This window comes from Streptomyces sp. NPDC090442 (assembly GCF_044769405.1).
Classification (GTDB): Bacteria; Actinomycetota; Actinomycetes; order Streptomycetales; family Streptomycetaceae; genus Streptomyces.
In genome coordinates this window covers 16,889-33,591 of record NZ_JBIVXW010000054.1, presented here as the reverse complement: position 1 = coordinate 33,591, position 16,703 = coordinate 16,889, and the positions used below count along the sequence as shown (strand labels likewise).

Genomic DNA, 16,703 nt, shown 5'->3' with positions numbered 1-16,703 from the left:
CACCCAGGGCGGGCGCCGCCACTCACCCCCAGTCGCCCACCTCACCCCGGATACCCTGATCCCGTGACCAGACCCGAGCCGACGCCCGCACCAGCCACACCGCGACGCACCCGCATGTCCGCCGCGGAGCGGCGAGCGACCATCCTCGATGCGGCCATCGAGGTCTTCGCCGAGTTGGGATACCAGCGGAGCAAGATCTCCACCATCGCCGCGCGCGTCGGCGTCAGCGAACCCGTGGTCTTCCAGAACTTCGGCTCCAAGTCGGCACTCTTCGCCGCGGTACTGCAACGCGCCGCCGACCAACTCGCCGACAACGCCCGGCCCGCCCTCGAATCGGACCGGTCCGTCCTCGCCTTCCTCACCGCGCAGATGTCCCCGCAGCACCTCGAAGCGCTGCACGCCCACGGGTCCGCGGGCGTGCTGTTCTCCGACGCCATGGGCCTCACCGCCGACCCCGAGGTGGCGGCCGCGGCCCGCTCCGCCGTCCAACGCGTGGCGGAAGTCCTCGCCGACCTCATCGACAAGGGCCAACAAGCCGGCGAACTCCGCCAGGACCTCGACCCGAACACCGGCGCCTGGTGGCTCCTCTCCACGCTCGCCGCCCACCGCTTCCGCGCCGCCGTACTGCAAGACCACGCGGCCCTGGAAGAACAACTGGCCACGCTCTCCCTGGAAACCCTGACGGGGCCGGCCCGCAACAGCTGAGGCTTGTCCCGCAGTGTTCGACCGGCTGAGTTGGACAGTTCCGTGGCGTGGCCTCCTCGATCTATCCGGCAAGGGCGAGGTTGTGGAGACGCGTGATGCCGAGCACGCCGTGATGAATGCCGTTGCTTGAGGCGGCAGTCGCGGAGGATTTTCCAATCAGGACCCGATCCTCCAGCGACAGGTTCCAAGGCCGGCTGTGCTGGACGGCGTCCGCTCGCTCGCGGTGCGGTGCGGTCACCAGCTTGCGGAAACAGCGTGAGCTCAGCCCGGCGAACGGCGCTACTCCGGACGGTTCCGACGCCGTGATCACACCAACCGTGCGACAGATCATTTCAGTTGCCGGTACTCCTCCCCACGGCTGATCATGGGCATCCAGCAAGCAAGGAGGACAGGATGGGGCTCATGCTCTGCCCCGCAGACGACGAAGTGACCAGCCCGGATATCTCCTGGTCGCACCACGGGTTCAAGCTGTTCAGGGAGTGGCTGGCGCAAAGCGAGGGATTCGCCCTCCGTGAGATGGTCGGCTTCGGGGGAAACCGTCCGTGGAGCAGCGTCAGTACCACGCTGGCACCGCTACTCGACCATCCAGACCACGAAGGCGACCTCGCGCCCGCTCGATGCGCGGCCATGCTGCCGCGGCTGGAAGCAATCATCAACGAGCGGCCACACGCTGCCGGCGATCCCATTCTCCAACGACGCATTGATGACACCCGTCAGCTGGTCGCCGCCATGAAGTATTGCGTGGACAAGGACGTCACGCTCGACTTCTGCTGATCACCGGACCACAGAGCTGTCCTCGCTACCGGTACTGGTCGTAATGAAGGGCCGCGTCGGTTTAGGCCGGAGAGGCTCCGACGCTGAGAACCTTCACGGCGATGTGGATCCCGTCGATCTCATAGGTGGCGCGGAAGTTTCCCACGCGGAGGCGGCGCAGGTCGGTGCCGCCAAGTTTGGTGCTGGAGAGGGGCTCGGGGTTGTCTGCGAGTGCGTTGACGGCACGGACGAAGGGCTTGACTGCGTCACCGTGCTTGCTACGTAACCGCTTCAGGCCTTCGGACGCGGTTCGTTCCCAGATGACGGTGTGGCTCACGAAGCCTTCCTCGCGATCATCTGCTCGACCTCGACGGAGGTGTAGGTCGGACCGCCCTCAGCGCGGACGCGGAGCGCCACCGTGAGGTCGGCGAACTCGATTGCCAGCTCTCTGGCCTCGCTATCGAGAGCGGTGTCGGCTAGGGCTTGAGTCCACCAGTGGTTGAGGAATGCCTCGAAAGCGCCGCCGGCGTCGAGCGTGCCAAGTTCCTGGTCGAACTCTTCCCGACGGTTGGCCCTCAGACGTCCTCGCACGGCGTCAACGGTCCGCGGGATGTCCTCGCCGGCGTAGCCGGTCGCTTCACGAGCCTGACGCACAGCGTCCGCCCAGCCGAACTCAGGCATGCTCTGCTCCTCTCCAATGGCACAGCAGACGCTACCGCGTGGCCATGTCTACCAAAAGCGACCCTGAGGGACGTATCGGTCCTGAAGGATGCTCTGGAACGTATGTCGCCCAGGGCTCTAAAGTGACCGTCCTGAAGCCCTGTCAGAGAGGGAGATACCAGACTACGAGGCCGTCGTCGAGGTCCTCAAGGCCGCGATCACCCCGTTACTGGAGGAACCACGTGGAGCTGATCTCCAGCGCTGAGCGCAACCTGCTCTTTGAGCGCTTCGCACACGACGCTTTCCACTTGGAACTGAGGGACGACTACTCGGTCCCCAATGAGGAGGGAGTGTATAGGGATTGGCTCAGCGGGACAGCCGACGGCTCGTTCATGGCGCCGTGGGCGCAGCTCATGAAGCGCGTCACCGGCTCAGGGATGACTGTGCGTCGGGTCCGGGTCGTCACCGAGCCGCACACCCCCCACATCCAGTGGGAGCACGCCACCACCCACGTCAACGAAGCGGCCGGCGAGTCCATTCGGTGGTTGCCGAGGCAGAAGATGCCCGAGGAACTGGTGCTCCCCGTGAAGGGCAACGACTGGTGGCTCTTCGACGACAAGCTCTTGGCCGTGGGGTACTTCGACGGCTCAGGGCGTGTACTCGGCTCCGAGGTCGTGGAGACTCCTGCCATCGTTGGCGAGTGCATCCGTGTCCGGGACCTGCTCTGGGGCATGGCCATCCCGCACAGTGAGTACACGCGCTGAACTGTTCCCGGGCTGACCAAGTGCCGGAGGCATGCGCCTCGTTCCCTCTTCGGTGACGCGGGACGTTCGTCCGCCTACTCGGGGCCTTACGTCGACTCGTCCGACCTCGTGAAATCCACGCCACGCAGGGGGAGTTGGCCGATAGTTGCCGTGTTCGTGGTGGTGGCGTGCCATGATCCGACGCATGGACGTATTCGACAGGCTGGCGGAGAAGGCGTTACGGGGTGAGGCGCCCACCCGCCAGGAGGCGCTCGCCGTGTTGGCCAGCGGTGATGACGACCTGCTGGACCTGGTGGCCGCCGCGTACCGGGTCCGGCGCCATTTCTTCGGGAAGCGCGTCAAACTGAACTTCCTGGTCAACCTCAAGAGCGGGCTCTGCCCGGAGGATTGCTCCTACTGTTCGCAGCGGATCGGGTCCAAGGCCGACATCCTGAAGTACACCTGGCTCGGGCCCGAGGCGGCGCTGGCCGCGGCCGAGGCCGGGGTGGCCCACGGTGCCAAGCGCGTCTGCCTGGTCGGCAGTGGCCGGGGGCCCACGGACGGAGACGTGGACCGGGTCGGGCGGACCATCGCGGCCTTCAAGGAGAAGCACCCCCAGGTCGAGATCTGTGCGTGCTTCGGCCTGTTGTCCGAGGGGCAGGCGGAACGCATCCGCGACGCGGGGGCCGACGCCTACAGCCACAATCTCAACACCTCCGGCGAGCGCTACGCGGACATCTGCACCACCCACACGTACGCGGACCGTGCCGCAACGGTGGAGAAGGCCAAGAAGGCCGGGCTCTCGCCGTGTTCCGGACTGATCGCGGGGATGGGCGAGAGCGACGAGGACCTGGTCGACACCGCCTTCGCGCTGCGCGAGCTCGGCTCGGAGTCCGTGCCGGTCAACTTCCTCATCCCGTTCGACGGCACGCCGCTGTCCGAGCAGTGGAGCCTGACCCCGCAGCGCTGTCTGCGGATCCTGGCGATGGTGCGCTTCGTCCACCCCGACGTCGAGGTGCGCGTCGCCGGCGGCCGGGAGATCCATCTGCGCAGTCTGCAGCCGCTCGGGCTCTACCTGGCCAACTCCCTCTTCCTCGGGGACTACCTCACCAGCGAGGGACAGGACGGCGGCGTCGACCTGCGGATGATCGAGGACGCCGGATTCGTGGTCGAGGGCGCCGAGGAGGCGACCTTGCCCAAGCACCGGAATGACACGGTCCGGCCGCGTAAGCGGGGTGCGGGTACCGACCTCGCGGCGAACGCCTGACGGTAGTCGGCTGGATCGGGACAAGGGGGACGCGATGTTCGGCAGGATCTCCACGCTCGCTCTGGGGGCCTTCGCGGTCGGCACCAGCGGGTACATCATCACCGGCGTGCTGCCGCAGTTGAGCGCCGAGCTCGCGGTGTCCGCCTCGACGGCGGGTCTGCTGACCACGTCCTTCGCGGTGGCCTACGCGATCGGCTCACCGCTGTTGGCGGTGGCCACCAGCCGCTGGGGACGGCGGCCCCTGATCGTCTGCGCGTTGCTGGTCGCCGCGCTCGGCAACGCCTGCGCGGCGGTGGCACCCGACTTCGTCTCGCTGCTGGCGGCGCGGATCCTCACGGCCGCCGGCGCGGCGGTGTTCACCCCGGCGGCCACCGTCGTCGCCGCCGAGTTGAGCGGGACCGAGCGCAGGGCGCGTGCCGCGGCGGTGGTCTTCGGCGGCATGACGATCGCGACGATCGTCGGGGTGCCCGTCGGGTCGCTGCTGGTCGGCCCGCTCGGGTACCGCGGTGTGTTCGGGCTCGTCGCGGGCATGTGCGCGGCCGCGGCGGTGGCGGTGGCTCTGGCGGTGCCCGCGGTCGCGGCGCCGCCGAAGGTGACGTTGCGCGAGCGCTTCGTCGTTGCCCGGGATCCGCGGGTCCTCGCGGTCCTCGGCATCACGCTGGCGGCCAGCCTCGGGGTGTTCTCGGTCTACACCTACGCGGCCCCGGTGCTGGCCGCCACGGTCTCGGTCGCGGGGGGCACGTTGAGCCTGCTGCTGTTCGGCTACGGCATCGGGGGTGCGATCGGCAACGTGGTCGGCGGCGTGGCCGCCGACCGGTTCGGGTACCGGCTGCCGCTGCTGGCGGCCGTCTGCGGCAGTGTCCTGACGCTCTCGGTCCTGTCGGTGACGGGCAACGCCGTGCTGGCCGCCGGACTGCTCTTCGTGTGGGGCGTGTCCTCCTGGGCCTTCAACCCGCCCGTGCAGCGGCGGTTGATCGAGCTGGCGCCGTCCGCGAGCGGGCTGTTGCTCGCGCTCAACGCCTCGGCGCTGTATCTCGGAATCGGGCTGTCCGGAGTGGTCGGGGGAGCGGTGCTCGACCGCTTCCCGGCCCGTACGGTGCCGTTGGTGGGGGCCGGGCTGTGCCTGGTCGCGGTGGTGGTGCACCTGGCGTCCGGTCGGCGGTCGGCGGCGGTTGCCTCCGGTGCCGCGCCCGAGCCGGCGTCCGGGCAGCCGCGCTGAGGTACCGGACTCTTTCCGTCCGCGGGTGGGGGCGAGCGGTCGGCGCGTGAGTTGCGCCTCAACTCCCCTTTTTGGGTGAGGAGTCTGTGTAGAATCCGACTCGGCTTGAGGGGGGTGGGCCGTGCGGGAGTTGAGCGGTGCGGTCGGAATCGTCACCGGTGCGTCACGTGGAGTCGGGCCCGTCATCGCCGAGCGCTTGGCACGGGAAGGCGTGCGCCTGGCGCTCGTCGCGCGTTCCGAGGAAGGGCTGGCCGCAACGGCGCGGCACCTGCGGCGCTACGGACCCGAACCGCTCACGGTGCCCGCCGACGTCTCCGACGAGGACGGGCAGAAGCACATCGTGGAGACGGTGTGCCGTGAACTGGGGCCGCCCGCCCTACTGGTCAACAACGCGGCAGTGGAACGCATTTCCCGTTTTCAGGACGTGGCCGTCGAGGACATCAGGACCATCCTCATGGTCAATCTGTTCGGCACCCAGGCGCTGACCCGGCTGGTCCTGCCGCACATGCTCGCGGCCGGCAGCGGCCACATCGTCAACATCGGATCCGTCGGCGGGCGCACCGCGTACCCGTACGGGACGATCAACTCGGCGGCCAAGCACGGGCTGGTGGGATTCACCTGGTCGCTGCGGGAGGAACTGCGCGGCACGGGGGTCGGGGTGTCTGCGGTCTATCCCACCCTCGTGGCGGACGTGGGGATTTCGGCGCGTTGGTCGGCCGGGAAGCGCCCGTTGACGCTGGGGCAGGTGACCCCGCAGGCGGTGGCCGAGGCGGTGCTCAGGTGCATCCGGAAGGACCGGGTGGAGATCACCGTGTCTCCCGTGATGGAGAGGATCGCGGACGTGTTCAGCGCGGTGTCACCGCGGTTGACCGCCTGGGTGGCCCGGAACAGCGGGGTCTATTCGTATCTGCGTGAGGTCGCCGACGTCGGAAGACGCGGCGGTTAGTCCGTCGGGACGGTTGCGGCCGAAGGGCCAGAACAGGGGGAGTTCCGTCATGTCTGTGCGCTCGGGGTCGCACCAACCCGTTGCAAGACCCGTTGCAGAGACCGTCGCCGGCACCGGCGAGGTCGATGAGGTCGACGAGATCATCGGGCGTCTCGGTGAGCTGTTCGCGGAACTGGCTGAGGACAACGAGGACCTGGTCCTGCCGACGGGGCCCGACGACCTGCTCTTCCTGGCGTCCCTGGACGCGGTGTACGCCAAGACCGCGATCGAGGCGCGCTACGGCGTCGATGTGCCGCTGGAACTGTTCTTCGGCGGCGGTACGCTGCGCACGCTGGCCGAGGCGGTGCGTACCCTCGCGCCGGTGGGCGACGACGGCGCGGTGCCGGCGCTCGTGCCGCGGCCGGAGAAACGTTTCGAGCCCTTTCCACTCACCGATGTCCAGCAGGCGTACTGGCTGGGGGACGCGGGATTCGACCTGGGTGGCCGCTCGGCCCACTTCTACGCCGAGGTCGATGTGTTCCCGGCCTCCGTCGAGCGCGCCGAGGGGGCCTTCAACGAGCTGATCAGCCGGCACGACATGCTGCGTGCCACCGTGCTCGCCGACGGCCGGCAGCAGGTGGCGCGCCAGGTGCCCGCCTACCGTTTCCGACATGCGGATCTGCGCGGCCTGCCGGAGGACGACCGTCGATGTCGCCTCCACGCGACCCGTGAGGAGATGGCGGGCCAGGTCTTCGACGCGCGGACCTGGCCCCTGTACGAGATCCGCGCCCACAGCCTGGAAGCCGATCGCCTGCGGCTCCACCTCAGCATCGACCTGCTCTTCGTCGACGCGGGCAGCCTGCGGCTGCTGTTGGCCGAGTGGATTCGGCTGATCCTCGACCCGCGGTCGCTGGGGCCGGCGCCGGAAGTGACCTTCCGCGACTACCTGTCGGCGGCCGCCGAGCAGCGTGACACGCCGGCCCGCGAGGCGGCCCGGGCCTACTGGCTGGAGCGCGTCGACACCCTGCCGCCCGCCCCCGAACTGCCGCTCCAGGCCCTGCCGGACGGCGGTCTGCCGGTCTTCACCCGTAGGGAGCGGCGGCTTTCCGGGCACCTGTGGCGGCGACTGAAGGACCGGGCGAACGCCCTGGGGGTCACGCCGTCGGTGCTGCTGTGCACCGCCTACGCGGACGTGCTGCGGACCTGGAGCAAGTCCCCGCGCTTCACCGTCAACGTCACGCTTGCCGACCGACCGCGCTGGCACCCGGACATCCCGCGGCTGATCGGCGACTTCACCAGCACGGTCCTGTTGGAATGCGACCTGACGGAGCAGCGGGACCTGGCGCTGGTGGCCGGGCGGCTCCAGCAGCGGTTGCGTGCGGACCTCCAGCACGCCCGTTTCAGCGGTGTGGCGCTACAGCGTGAGATGGCCCGGCGCCACGGCGGCGCCCAGGCGCGGATGCCCGTGGTGTTCACCAGCCTGCTCGACGAGCGGGACGGCCTGGGGGCGCTGGAGGGGGTGGTGTTCGAGGTCGGTCACGCCGTCTCCCAGACACCGCAGGTCCATCTCGACAACCAGGTCCAGTTGCGCGGCGGTGAGCTGCTCGTCAGTTGGGACGCCGTGGCGGCGGCGTTTCCCGACGGTGTGCTGGACGACATGTTCGGCGCCTATGTCGACCACGTCGAACGCTTCGCGGAGCAGGACAGCCCGGCCCCCGTCACCGTTCCCGCGCGGCAGCTCGCGGTGCGCCGGACCGTCAACGCCACCGCGGGGCCGAGCCCGTACGAGCTCATCCACGCGGCGCTCGACCGGCAGGCCGCAGTCCGCCCCGACGCCCCGGCCGTGATCGGCGCCGACCGCACCCTGACCTTCGGTGAACTCGACCGCCGGGCCAACCAGATCGCCCACCGGCTGCGCGAGTTGGGCGCCGCGCCCAACACCCTGGTCGCCGTCGTCATGCACAAGGGGTGGCAACAGGTGGCCGCGGTCCTCGGCGTGGTGCGCGCGGGCGCGGCCTACCTGCCGGTCGACGCGGCGCTGCCCCCCGCCCGCATCGAGCGGCTGATCGCGGCCGGCAACGCCGGGGTCGCCCTGGTTCAGCCCGGGGTGACGCCGCCGGCCGGCGCGACCGTGGTGACGGTGCCGCAGCAGCCCTGGACGGACGTGCCCGACGGGCCGGTCGACGTTCCGGACACCACCCCGGACGACCTCGCCTACGTCATCTTCACGTCCGGCTCGACCGGGGCGCCCAAGGGCGTGATGACCAGTCACCGTGCGGCGGTGAACACCCTCGACGACATCCGCGGTCGCTTCGGTGCCGGCCCCGCGGAGCGCGTCCTCGGCCTGTCGTCCCTCAGTTTCGACCTGTCCGTGTACGACGTCTTCGGGGTGCTCGGCGGGGGTGGTGCGGTGGTGCTCCCGGCGCCCGACGAGTCCCGCGATCCGGGCCGTTGGGCCGAGTTGGCCGGGGCACACGGCGTCACGCTGTGGAACACCGTCCCGGCCCTGTTGGAGCTGCTCGTCGAACACTGCGAGCGGTACGGCGCCGCGCTCCCCGCGACGATGCGGACCGTGCTGCTCAGCGGGGACTGGATACCCCTCGCGCTGCCCGGCAGGTTCAGGGCGGTCAGCGCCGGCCGACCCGAGCTGACCAGCCTCGGTGGCGCCACGGAGGCGGCCATCTGGTCCATCCACCATCCCATCGGCGACGTGGATCCGGCCTGGCGGAGCATTCCGTACGGCACACCGCTGCGGAACCAGACCTTCCATGTGCTCGGCCCCGGTCTGACTCCCAAGCCCGACCACGTGCCCGGAGAGCTCTACATCGGCGGACTCGGTGTCGCCCGGGGGTACTGGGGTGATCCCGAGCGCACCGCCGAACGGTTCCTGTGTCACCCGCACACCGGTGAGCGCCTGTACCGCACCGGCGATCTGGGCCGGTACCTGCCCGACGGCACCGTGGAGTTCCTCGGCCGGGACGACTTCCAGGTCAAGATCGGCGGTCACCGCATCGAACTCGGCGAAATCGAGGTGGTGTTGGGAGGCCACCCGAAGGTGCGGTCCGCCGTCGTGGTGGCCAGGGACGGCAGGTGGCTGATCGCGTACGTGGTCCCGCAGGGTCACAGCGCGCCCACGGCCGACGAACTGCACCGCCATGCCGCGGCCGAACTCCCCCCGTACATGGTCCCTTCGGCGTTCGTCACCCTGGACCGCCTGCCGCTGACCGCCAACGGGAAGCTCGACCGGTCGGCGCTGCCCGCGCCCGCGGCCGCAGCGGAGGGCCGGGAGACGCCGGTGACCCCCGTCGAGGAGGGACTGGCCCGGGCCTGGGCCGCGGTCCTGCCGGTGGAGCGCTTCGGCCGTCACGACAACTTCTTCGCCCTGGGCGGCGACTCCCTGCTCGGGGTGCGGGCCGTCGCCAAGGCCGCCGAGCACGGCCTGTACGTCACGCTCCGCGAGCTGTACGCCCATCCCACCCTGGCGGGCCTGGCGACCGTGGCGAGGAGGACACCGCCCGCGACGGCGCCGCAGTCGGCCGTCACCGGTCGGGCCGACCTCGCCGCCGCCCAACGGTGGTTCTTCGAGCAGAACTTCGCGGATCCTGACCACTGGAACGGCATGTGGCCGGTCTTCGAGCTGGACGGTCCGCTCGACCCGAAGTCCCTCGGCCAGGCGCTCACCACCGTTCTCGGGCACCACGACGGTCTGCGGGCCCGGTTCCGTCGCGACGAGCGGGGTTGGTACGCCCACCTGCCCGACGAGGACGCGGCACGGGCCGCCGAGGTACGCGTGGTGGACCTGCACGCGGTCCCCGACACCGCACTCGAAGCGGAGATCGGCCGCCATGCCGCCCTGCGCAACGGGGGCCTGGACCTGGCCGGGGGCCGCACCCTCCAGCTCACCTACTTCGACCTCGGGGCGCGCCGCCGCCCCCGACTGCTGGTCAGCGCGCACTGGTTGGTGATGGACTACTACTCGTCACGGGTGTTCTACGAGGACCTGCGCACCGCCTACGCCGCCCTGGAGCGTGGCGAGACCCCCGCCCTGCCTCCCAAGACCGCATCGCTGCCGCAGTGCGCCGCGCAACTGCACGCCTACGCGGCCGGCCCGGAGCCGGCGGCGGAACTGCCGTACTGGACCCGCCTGGCCGAGCGCGCCCGGCGACCGCTGCCCGTCGACCACCGCCTGGGCCCCAACGTCCAGTCCTCGGCCGTGCGGCACATGGTGCACCTCACCGGTCCGACAGCCGTCCTCGTCACGCGCGAGCTGCCCCGCACCCGTGGGGTGGAGATCCGTGAGGTGCTGCTCACCGCGCTGACCCGGACGGTGACGGCGTGGACCGGACAGCCGGAGCTCTTCGTCGAGTTGGAGGGGCACGGCCGGGAGCGGGCGTTCGGGACGCTCGACGTCTCGCGCACCGTGGCCCGGTTCTCCACACTGTCGCCGGTGGCGCTGCGCCCGGGTGACCTGGACGCCGTCCGCGAGCAGCTCCGTGCCGTCCCCAACCGCGGTACGGGATACGGGGTGTTGCGCTATCTGCACCCCGATCCCGAGGTCAGGGCGCGCCTGGCCGCCGTGCCCGCGCCCGAGGTCGGGTTCAACTTCTGGGGCGATGTCAGCGAGTACTTCACCGGTGACGCCCGCCCGGTGGTGGAGTCCTTCGGCCATCACCGCAGCGGCGCCGGACACCGGCCACGGGTGCTCGACCTCATGGCGCTCACCGCGGACGGCGAACTGCGACTGGTGTGGACCTACAGCGCCCACCTGCACACCGCGCAGACCGTGCGGATGCTCGCCGAGAGGTTCACCGAGGAACTGCGCGCGATGGCCAAGGAGGCCGGATGAGTCCGCAGGGGCAGATCACGACGGGGGAGGAACAGGTCATGAGCGGGGCCGTGCACGGTGGGGAGTATCCGAGACCCGAGGGGGTCTTCGGTGCGGCGACGGTGCCCGAGGCGCTGGAGCGCTCCGCGGGCACGGCGGCGGGGATCACCGTGGTCGACCGTCACCTGGAGGAGACCCCGCTGCCGTACGCGCTGCTCGCGTCGTCCGCCCGGCGGGTGGCCGCCGGTCTGGCGGAGGCCGGCGTCGTCCCGGGGGACCGGGTCGCCCTGATCTCCTCGACCTCCCCCGGCTTCCTGTTCAGCCTGTTCGGTGTCTGGCGGGCCGGGGCGGTCCCCGTCATCCTGCCCTTGCCGCACCGCCTGTCCGACCTGCCCGACACCGTCGCGGAGATCAACCGGCGGCTGGACCACGTGGACGCCCGTGCGGTGGTCGTCGCCGACGCGTTCGGCGACTTCATGTCCGGCCGGATCGACGCCAGGCGCCCGGTGCTCGGATGCGGTGAACTGAGCGCGGTGCGCGAGGAGCTGGCCGGGCCGATCGCCGTCGCCCCCGACGACCTGGGCTACCTCCAGTTCACCTCCGGCACCACGGGTGCGGCGCGGGCGGTCGCCCTCACCCACCGGCAACTGCTCACCAACGCGGCCGTGTGCTGTGAGAGGTTGCGGCTGGACCGGGAGCGCAGCGTGCACGTGAGCTGGCTGCCGCTCTACCACGACATGGGTCTGATCTCGGTGCTGGCGGGCATGTCCTACGGCATCAGGCTGGTGCTCCAGTCGCCGGAGGCGTTCCTGTCCCGCCCCGATTCGTGGGTGGACGCCCTGTCGAGGTACCGCGCCACCAGCACGGTCGCGCCGAACTTCGCCTACGGTCTGGCGGCCCGCGGTATGCGCCTGGCGCCGCGGGAGTTGGACCTGTCGGCCCTGGAGGTGTGCGGCGACGGTGCCGAGCCGATCCGGGCCGCGACGCTGGAGAGGTTCGTCGCGGCCGGCTCCCGGCACGGTCTGCGGCCGCAGGCGGTCACGCCCATGTACGGGCTGGCCGAGGCCACCCTCGCGGTCGCGATGGGTGAGGTGGATGCGCCGCTCGCCTGGGACCACGTCTCCCGGGAGGGGCTTCAGACGGGAGGTGTCGCCCGGCCGGTCGCCCCCGGGTCACCGGACTCCAGGGCGCTGGCCGTGTGCGGGCACCCGGTTCCCGGGGTCAGCGTCCAGATCACGGACGAGGAGGGACGGGCGCTGGGCGATCGGGAGGTCGGCGAGATCTGTGTCCGCAGCCCCGCCCTCATGGAGGGCTACTGGGCCGAACCCGAGGCCACCGCGCGGGTGGTGCGGGACGGTTGGCTGCGCACCGGTGACCTCGGCTACCGGATGGCGGACGGTCTGGTGGTCTGCGGTCGCATCAAGGACATGATCATTGTCGGGGGGCGCAACCTCTATCCGGAGGACTACGAGCACGTCGCCGTCAAGGTCGAGGGCGTCAGGCCCGTGTGCGCGGCCTTCGCCGTACCGGGCACCGAGCGCATGATCGTCGCGGTGGAGCCCGTCAAGGGCGCGGACGGACCTGAGGAGCTCGCCGCGCGGGTGATGACGCGGCTCCGCGAACAACTCGGCCACGCGCCGGACCGGGTCGTGGTGGTGGCCAAGGACTCGATCCCCCGTACGTCCTCCGGCAAGGTCCAGCGCGGCCGTTGCCGGGAGCGCTATCTCGCGGGCGAGCTGTCCGTCGTGGCCGAACTCGCCCGCTGAGCCGGGAGGTTGCCGGGCGCCGCGGGAGCGTCCGGCATCCGTGGGACGCCCGTGAGGTCAGCGGCGCCGGGTCACCACCACGCGGGCTCCCCGCTGCGGGATCAGAGTGACGTGGTGGGCCCGCTGGGCCTCCGGTTGCGGCCGGTCCGGCCGCAGGTCGTAGCGCTGGAGCAGTTCCCGCAGTACGACCGTCGCCTCCATCAGGGCGAAGCCGGCACCGATGCAGCGGCGGGCGCCCCCGCCGAACGGGATCCAGGTGTTGGCCGGCGGCTGGCCGTCCAGGAACCGCTCGGGGCGGAAGGCGTCCGGGTGCTCGTGATGGCGGGGGTCGGAGTGCACCAGCCCGATGGCCGGCATGACCGTGGCGCCGGCGGGCAGTCGGTAGCCGCCCACGGTGAGCGGGGCGGAGAGTTGCCGGGCCACCTCGTAGACCACGGGCTTGAGCCGCAGGGCCTCCTTGGCGACCGCCGTCAGATACGCCTCGTCGTTCTCGTCCGCCGCCTTCTGGGCCCGTGCCAACTCCTCCGGCTCCCGGACCAGTTCGTGCAGTGCCCAGGCCAGGCCGGTCGCGGTGGTCTCGTGGCCGGCCAGCAGCAGCGTGATGAGCTGGTCCCGCATCTCCGGGTCGGTGAAACGGTTCTCTCCGGGCGGGGAGCCCTCGGCGCCCTCCGCCTGAAGCAGGCGGGAGAGCACGTCGGTCCTGCTGTGCAGGTCCGCGGCGCGGCGCCGGTCCGCGATCTCGGCGTAGAGCAGCTTGTCCAGCCGACGTTGCAGGGACACATGGCGGCGCCACGGCCCGACACGTTGGAGCAGGGGGTAGGGCAGCCCGAGCAGGGTGACGGGGCCGATGTCCGCGATGCCCCGCACCAGTGGCCGCAGGTGTTCCAGCCGTTGCTCGTCGGTCACGCCGAACACGACCTGGAGGATCACCTCCAGGGTCAGTGCCTGCATCCTGCGGTGGGAGCCGATGGCGCGCGACTCTGGCCAGCGCTCCACCTCGGCCCTGGTCAGCTTGGTGACCATCTCCTCGTAGCCGCGCAGTGCCGCGCCGGTGAAGGCGGGCATCAACAGCCGCCGGGCCCGGCGGTGTTCGTCCTCGTCGCTGAGGAGTACGGAGTGGTCGCCCAGCGCCGGCCCCATGATGGCGTTGCCCTCGCCGGCGTGCAGCACCTCGACCGGGCCGGCGAAGACGGTCCTGATGTCCTCGGGTCTGGAGAGGATCACCAGGTGCCGGGTGGGGGTGGTCAACCGCAGCGTGAACACCTCTCCGTACCGGCGTTTGAGCAGGGGGAAGAGCCAGTGGCGGCACTCGGAGAAGAGCAGGGTCTGGACGACCGCGGGAAGTCGCAGGCCCGGCGGCCTCGTCGGCCCGCCGGTTGCGGCGGGCGCCTCGGTTCCGGCGGTCGGGCCGCCGCTGGACAGATCGTCAACGCCGCTGGACACAGCAGAATTCCCCCATCTCGAAGACCGATACTGCTGCGTACGGGGGTCAATTCCACCCCGATGTCACGGTAGCAGTCCCCGGTGCCGCATACGCGGCAACTTCGGGTTCCGGCAGTGGTGTTGCGCTCGACGTCGTCCAAGTAAGCGGCCGGTGGGGGCTCGTGGTCTCTGTGCGTCGTGGGCCGGCTCGAAGGGTTATGGGGAATGTGATCGTCCAGGTGTCGGTAATGCGCGTCATGGTGCGAGCGAAATGCCTTACGAGATAGGGGATATGTGTGTTGAGTCGGGGGTGTCGGCCAGAGTAGGATCTCGGCCGGACATGGACTGCTGGTCACGGGCGACGGAATTGGTCGTTCTCTTTTCCGTGACAGCGGAATTGATTCTTCCGGCGGAAATGCGGGGGTCCCGCGCGTCCGACCGGTTCTGGATCACAACGTGGGGAGAATTTCGTGTCGCACCTGCGCAAGATCGGAATTGCCGCGGTCGCCGTCTCGCTGACCAGTATCACGGTCACCGCGAGCGCCTCGCCGCAGACGGGCCCGGCCAAGGCGGCCGCCGCGCGGTCCGCCGCGACGGGCATCACGGGCACCTGGTACAACCAGCTCGGCTCCACCTTCGTCGTCACCGCCGACGCCGACGGCGGCCTCACCGGTACCTACGACTCGACGGTCGGCAACGCCGAGAAGCGCTATGTGCTGACCGGCCGGTACGACACCGCACCCGCCACGGACGGCAGCGGCACGGCCCTGAGTTGGACGGTCTCCTGGCGCAACGACTACCGCAACGCCCACTCCGCGACGGCGTGGAGCGGACAGTACTTCGGTGGCGCCAACGCCCGGATCGCCACCCAGTGGCTGCTGACCTCCGGCACCACCACCGCCAACGAGTGGCAGTCCACGCTGGTCGGACACGATGCCTTCACCAAGACCAAGCCGACGGCCGCCGCCGTCGCCGCCGCCCGTCAGGCCGGGGTGAACAGCGGGGTGCCCGTCGACCGGAAGTGACGCGCCGCGCCACGTCAACGGGCGGGTGTCCGGAGGGACTTCTCCGGGCACCCGCCCGTCCGACGTCGGGCCGTGGCGTCGCGCTACAGCGGGGGATGCATCGCCTCGTACTTCGCGATGGTCTGGCGGGGTGGACCGTCCGCGACGACCCGGCCCCGGTCGAGCACGATCACCCGGTCCAGCTCGGCGAGCAGTTCGAGATCGTGGGAGACCACCACGACGTGCTGTGGGAGTTCCCTGATGAGCTTGGTGACCCGGCGGCGGTTGCCCAGGTCCAGCAGCGTCGTCGGCTCGTCGAACACCACGTACCGCGGCTCCAGGGCCAGCACCGCGGCGATCGCCAGCAACTGCTTCTGCCCGCCGCTGAGCAGATGCGCGGGATGGTCCCGGAACTCGCTCAGCCCGTACTCCACCAGCACCTCCTCCACCCGCCCGGCGATCTCCGTCCGGCTGTGACCGTGGTGCTTGAGTCCGAACGCCAGGTCCTCGGCGACCGTGGGCATCACGATCTGCACGTCCGGGTCCTGGAAGACGAAGCCGACCTGGCGGCGCACCTCGCGGCCCTTGCGGGCGGTGTCCAGGCCGTTGACCCGTACCCGGCCTTTTTCCGGTACCAGCAGGCCGTTCAGCAGCCGGGCGAAGGTGCTCTTGCCCGAGCCGTTCGCGCCGACCACGCCGATGCGATGGGTGTCCAGGGTGAGCGTGATGTCGTCCAGGACCCACCGCTCGCCGAACCGGTGGCTGACGCCGTCGATCTCGATCATGCGCCGGCGCCCGCCGTCCGTCGGGGCTCGATCAGCGGGTACGCGCGGCGCACCGCGACGGCGGCGACCGAGGCCAGTACCACCTTCAGCAGGTCGCCCGGCAGGAAGACCGCCGAGGCGACCGTGGCCTTGCCCAGCGGCATGCCGGAGACCACCGCCATCCACGGGATGCCGACGACGTAGAGCAGCAGCGCCGCGCCGGCGAAGTTCGCCAGGATCGCCCGCCAGAGCGTGTAGTGGTGCCACATCCGCTCGGTCAGCAGGCCGGCGAGCCAGGCGCCGAGGGGGTAGGCGAGGATGAAGCCGCCCGTGGGGCCGAGGATCGTCCCGAGGCCGCCGCGCCCGCCGGGCAGCACCGGCAGTCCGACCACGACCAGCACCACGAACAGCAGCACCGCCAGTCCGCCCCGGCGTGCGCCGATGATGGATCCCGCGAGCGCGACGCCGAGTGTCTGGGACGTGATGGGAGCCGGTACGAACGGCACCTCGATCAGTGGGAAAAGTCCCAGCACGACCATGATCGCGGCGAACAGCGCGATCTGCGCGATGTCTTTCGTACGCACCCCTCAACCCCCCGGGAACGATGTGGAATTACGGCCAGCGGTTCATCCTAGGCGGCACGCATGACG

General features: G+C 70.5%; 14 protein-coding genes and 1 pseudogene. 9 read left to right on the top strand and 6 right to left on the bottom strand.

Going from position 1 to position 16,703, the window contains the following annotated elements:
- Nucleotides 1–63 precede the first annotated feature (63 nt).
- Complete coding sequence (locus ACIQU6_RS31020; protein WP_403485031.1) at nt 64–705, top strand: TetR family transcriptional regulator; 642 nt, start codon at nt 64–66, stop codon at nt 703–705.
- Nucleotides 706–859: 154 nt separating this feature from the next.
- Here ACIQU6_RS31020 and ACIQU6_RS31015 read toward each other — a convergent pair.
- Nucleotides 860–1,036 (bottom strand): annotated as a pseudogene (locus tag ACIQU6_RS31015) (IS5/IS1182 family transposase); the annotation flags it as partial.
- Nucleotides 1,037–1,098: 62 nt separating this feature from the next.
- On the opposite strand from ACIQU6_RS31015, the gene ACIQU6_RS31010 reads away from it, so the two are divergent.
- A complete protein-coding gene (locus tag ACIQU6_RS31010; protein WP_403485030.1) occupies nt 1,099–1,479 on the top strand; it encodes a hypothetical protein in 381 nt (126 codons plus the stop codon).
- A gap of 61 nt (nt 1,480–1,540) precedes the next feature.
- On the opposite strand, the gene ACIQU6_RS31005 is transcribed toward ACIQU6_RS31010, so the two are convergent.
- Nucleotides 1,541–1,795, bottom strand: a complete 255-nt coding sequence (locus ACIQU6_RS31005; RefSeq protein ID WP_403485029.1) for a type II toxin-antitoxin system RelE/ParE family toxin — start codon at nt 1,793–1,795, stop codon at nt 1,541–1,543.
- Nucleotides 1,792–2,139, bottom strand: a complete 348-nt coding sequence (locus tag ACIQU6_RS31000) for a hypothetical protein (protein ID WP_403485028.1) — start codon at nt 2,137–2,139, stop codon at nt 1,792–1,794. The genes ACIQU6_RS31005 and ACIQU6_RS31000 overlap by 4 nt, the downstream gene beginning before the upstream one ends.
- Before the next feature lie 221 nt (nt 2,140–2,360).
- Between ACIQU6_RS31000 and ACIQU6_RS30995 the strand changes: the two genes are divergently transcribed.
- The 6 genes from ACIQU6_RS30995 (at nt 2,361) to ACIQU6_RS30970 (ending at nt 12,863) form a co-directional block, all read left to right on the top strand.
- A complete protein-coding gene (locus ACIQU6_RS30995; RefSeq protein WP_403485027.1) occupies nt 2,361–2,882 on the top strand; it encodes a DUF6879 family protein in 522 nt (173 codons plus the stop codon).
- Between the two features lie 184 nt (nt 2,883–3,066).
- On the top strand, nt 3,067–4,128 hold the full coding sequence (gene bioB / locus ACIQU6_RS30990) for a biotin synthase BioB (RefSeq protein WP_403485026.1): 1,062 nt from the start codon (nt 3,067–3,069) through the stop codon (nt 4,126–4,128).
- Between the two features lie 34 nt (nt 4,129–4,162).
- Nucleotides 4,163–5,347, top strand: a complete 1,185-nt coding sequence (locus tag ACIQU6_RS30985) for an MFS transporter (protein ID WP_403485025.1) — start codon at nt 4,163–4,165, stop codon at nt 5,345–5,347.
- Nucleotides 5,348–5,468: 121 nt separating this feature from the next.
- Entirely contained in the window at nt 5,469–6,293 is an 825-nt protein-coding gene (locus ACIQU6_RS30980; protein WP_403485024.1) for an SDR family NAD(P)-dependent oxidoreductase, read from the top strand.
- Between the two features lie 49 nt (nt 6,294–6,342).
- Nucleotides 6,343–11,118 (top strand): amino acid adenylation domain-containing protein, encoded by a 4,776-nt coding sequence (locus ACIQU6_RS30975; protein ID WP_403485023.1) that lies wholly within the window; start codon nt 6,343–6,345, stop codon nt 11,116–11,118.
- Nucleotides 11,115–12,863, top strand: a complete 1,749-nt coding sequence (locus ACIQU6_RS30970; RefSeq protein ID WP_403485022.1) for an AMP-binding protein — start codon at nt 11,115–11,117, stop codon at nt 12,861–12,863. The genes ACIQU6_RS30975 and ACIQU6_RS30970 overlap by 4 nt, the downstream gene beginning before the upstream one ends.
- Nucleotides 12,864–12,920: 57 nt before the next feature.
- Here ACIQU6_RS30970 and ACIQU6_RS30965 read toward each other — a convergent pair whose 3' ends face one another.
- Complete coding sequence (locus tag ACIQU6_RS30965) at nt 12,921–14,306, bottom strand: cytochrome P450 (RefSeq protein ID WP_403485021.1); 1,386 nt, start codon at nt 14,304–14,306, stop codon at nt 12,921–12,923.
- A 449-nt stretch (nt 14,307–14,755) separates the two neighbouring features.
- Here ACIQU6_RS30965 and ACIQU6_RS30960 point away from each other — a divergent pair, with 449 nt between their 5' ends.
- Entirely contained in the window at nt 14,756–15,310 is a 555-nt protein-coding gene (locus ACIQU6_RS30960; protein ID WP_403485020.1) for an avidin/streptavidin family protein, read from the top strand.
- Between the two features lie 83 nt (nt 15,311–15,393).
- Here the strand turns inward: ACIQU6_RS30960 and ACIQU6_RS30955 are convergent, their stop codons facing one another.
- On the bottom strand, nt 15,394–16,074 hold the full coding sequence (locus ACIQU6_RS30955) for an energy-coupling factor ABC transporter ATP-binding protein (RefSeq protein ID WP_403485019.1): 681 nt from the start codon (nt 16,072–16,074) through the stop codon (nt 15,394–15,396).
- Nucleotides 16,071–16,637, bottom strand: coding sequence for a biotin transporter BioY (locus tag ACIQU6_RS30950; protein ID WP_403485018.1), 567 nt, complete (start codon nt 16,635–16,637; stop codon nt 16,071–16,073). Before ACIQU6_RS30950 ends, ACIQU6_RS30955 begins: the two co-directional genes overlap by 4 nt.
- Nucleotides 16,638–16,703 lie beyond the last annotated feature (66 nt).

Coding starts and splice junctions, on each gene's coding strand:
- ACIQU6_RS31010 (WP_403485030.1), top strand. CDS start 1,099: ATGGGGCTCATGCTCTGCCCCGCAGACGACGAAGTGACCAGCCCGGAT.
- ACIQU6_RS31000 (WP_403485028.1), bottom strand. CDS start 2,139: ATGCCTGAGTTCGGCTGGGCGGACGCTGTGCGTCAGGCTCGTGAAGCG.
- bioB (WP_403485026.1), top strand. CDS start 3,067: ATGGACGTATTCGACAGGCTGGCGGAGAAGGCGTTACGGGGTGAGGCG.
- ACIQU6_RS30985 (WP_403485025.1), top strand. CDS start 4,163: ATGTTCGGCAGGATCTCCACGCTCGCTCTGGGGGCCTTCGCGGTCGGC.
- ACIQU6_RS30975 (WP_403485023.1), top strand. CDS start 6,343: ATGTCTGTGCGCTCGGGGTCGCACCAACCCGTTGCAAGACCCGTTGCA.
- ACIQU6_RS30970 (WP_403485022.1), top strand. CDS start 11,115: ATGAGTCCGCAGGGGCAGATCACGACGGGGGAGGAACAGGTCATGAGC.
- ACIQU6_RS30955 (WP_403485019.1), bottom strand. CDS start 16,074: ATGATCGAGATCGACGGCGTCAGCCACCGGTTCGGCGAGCGGTGGGTC.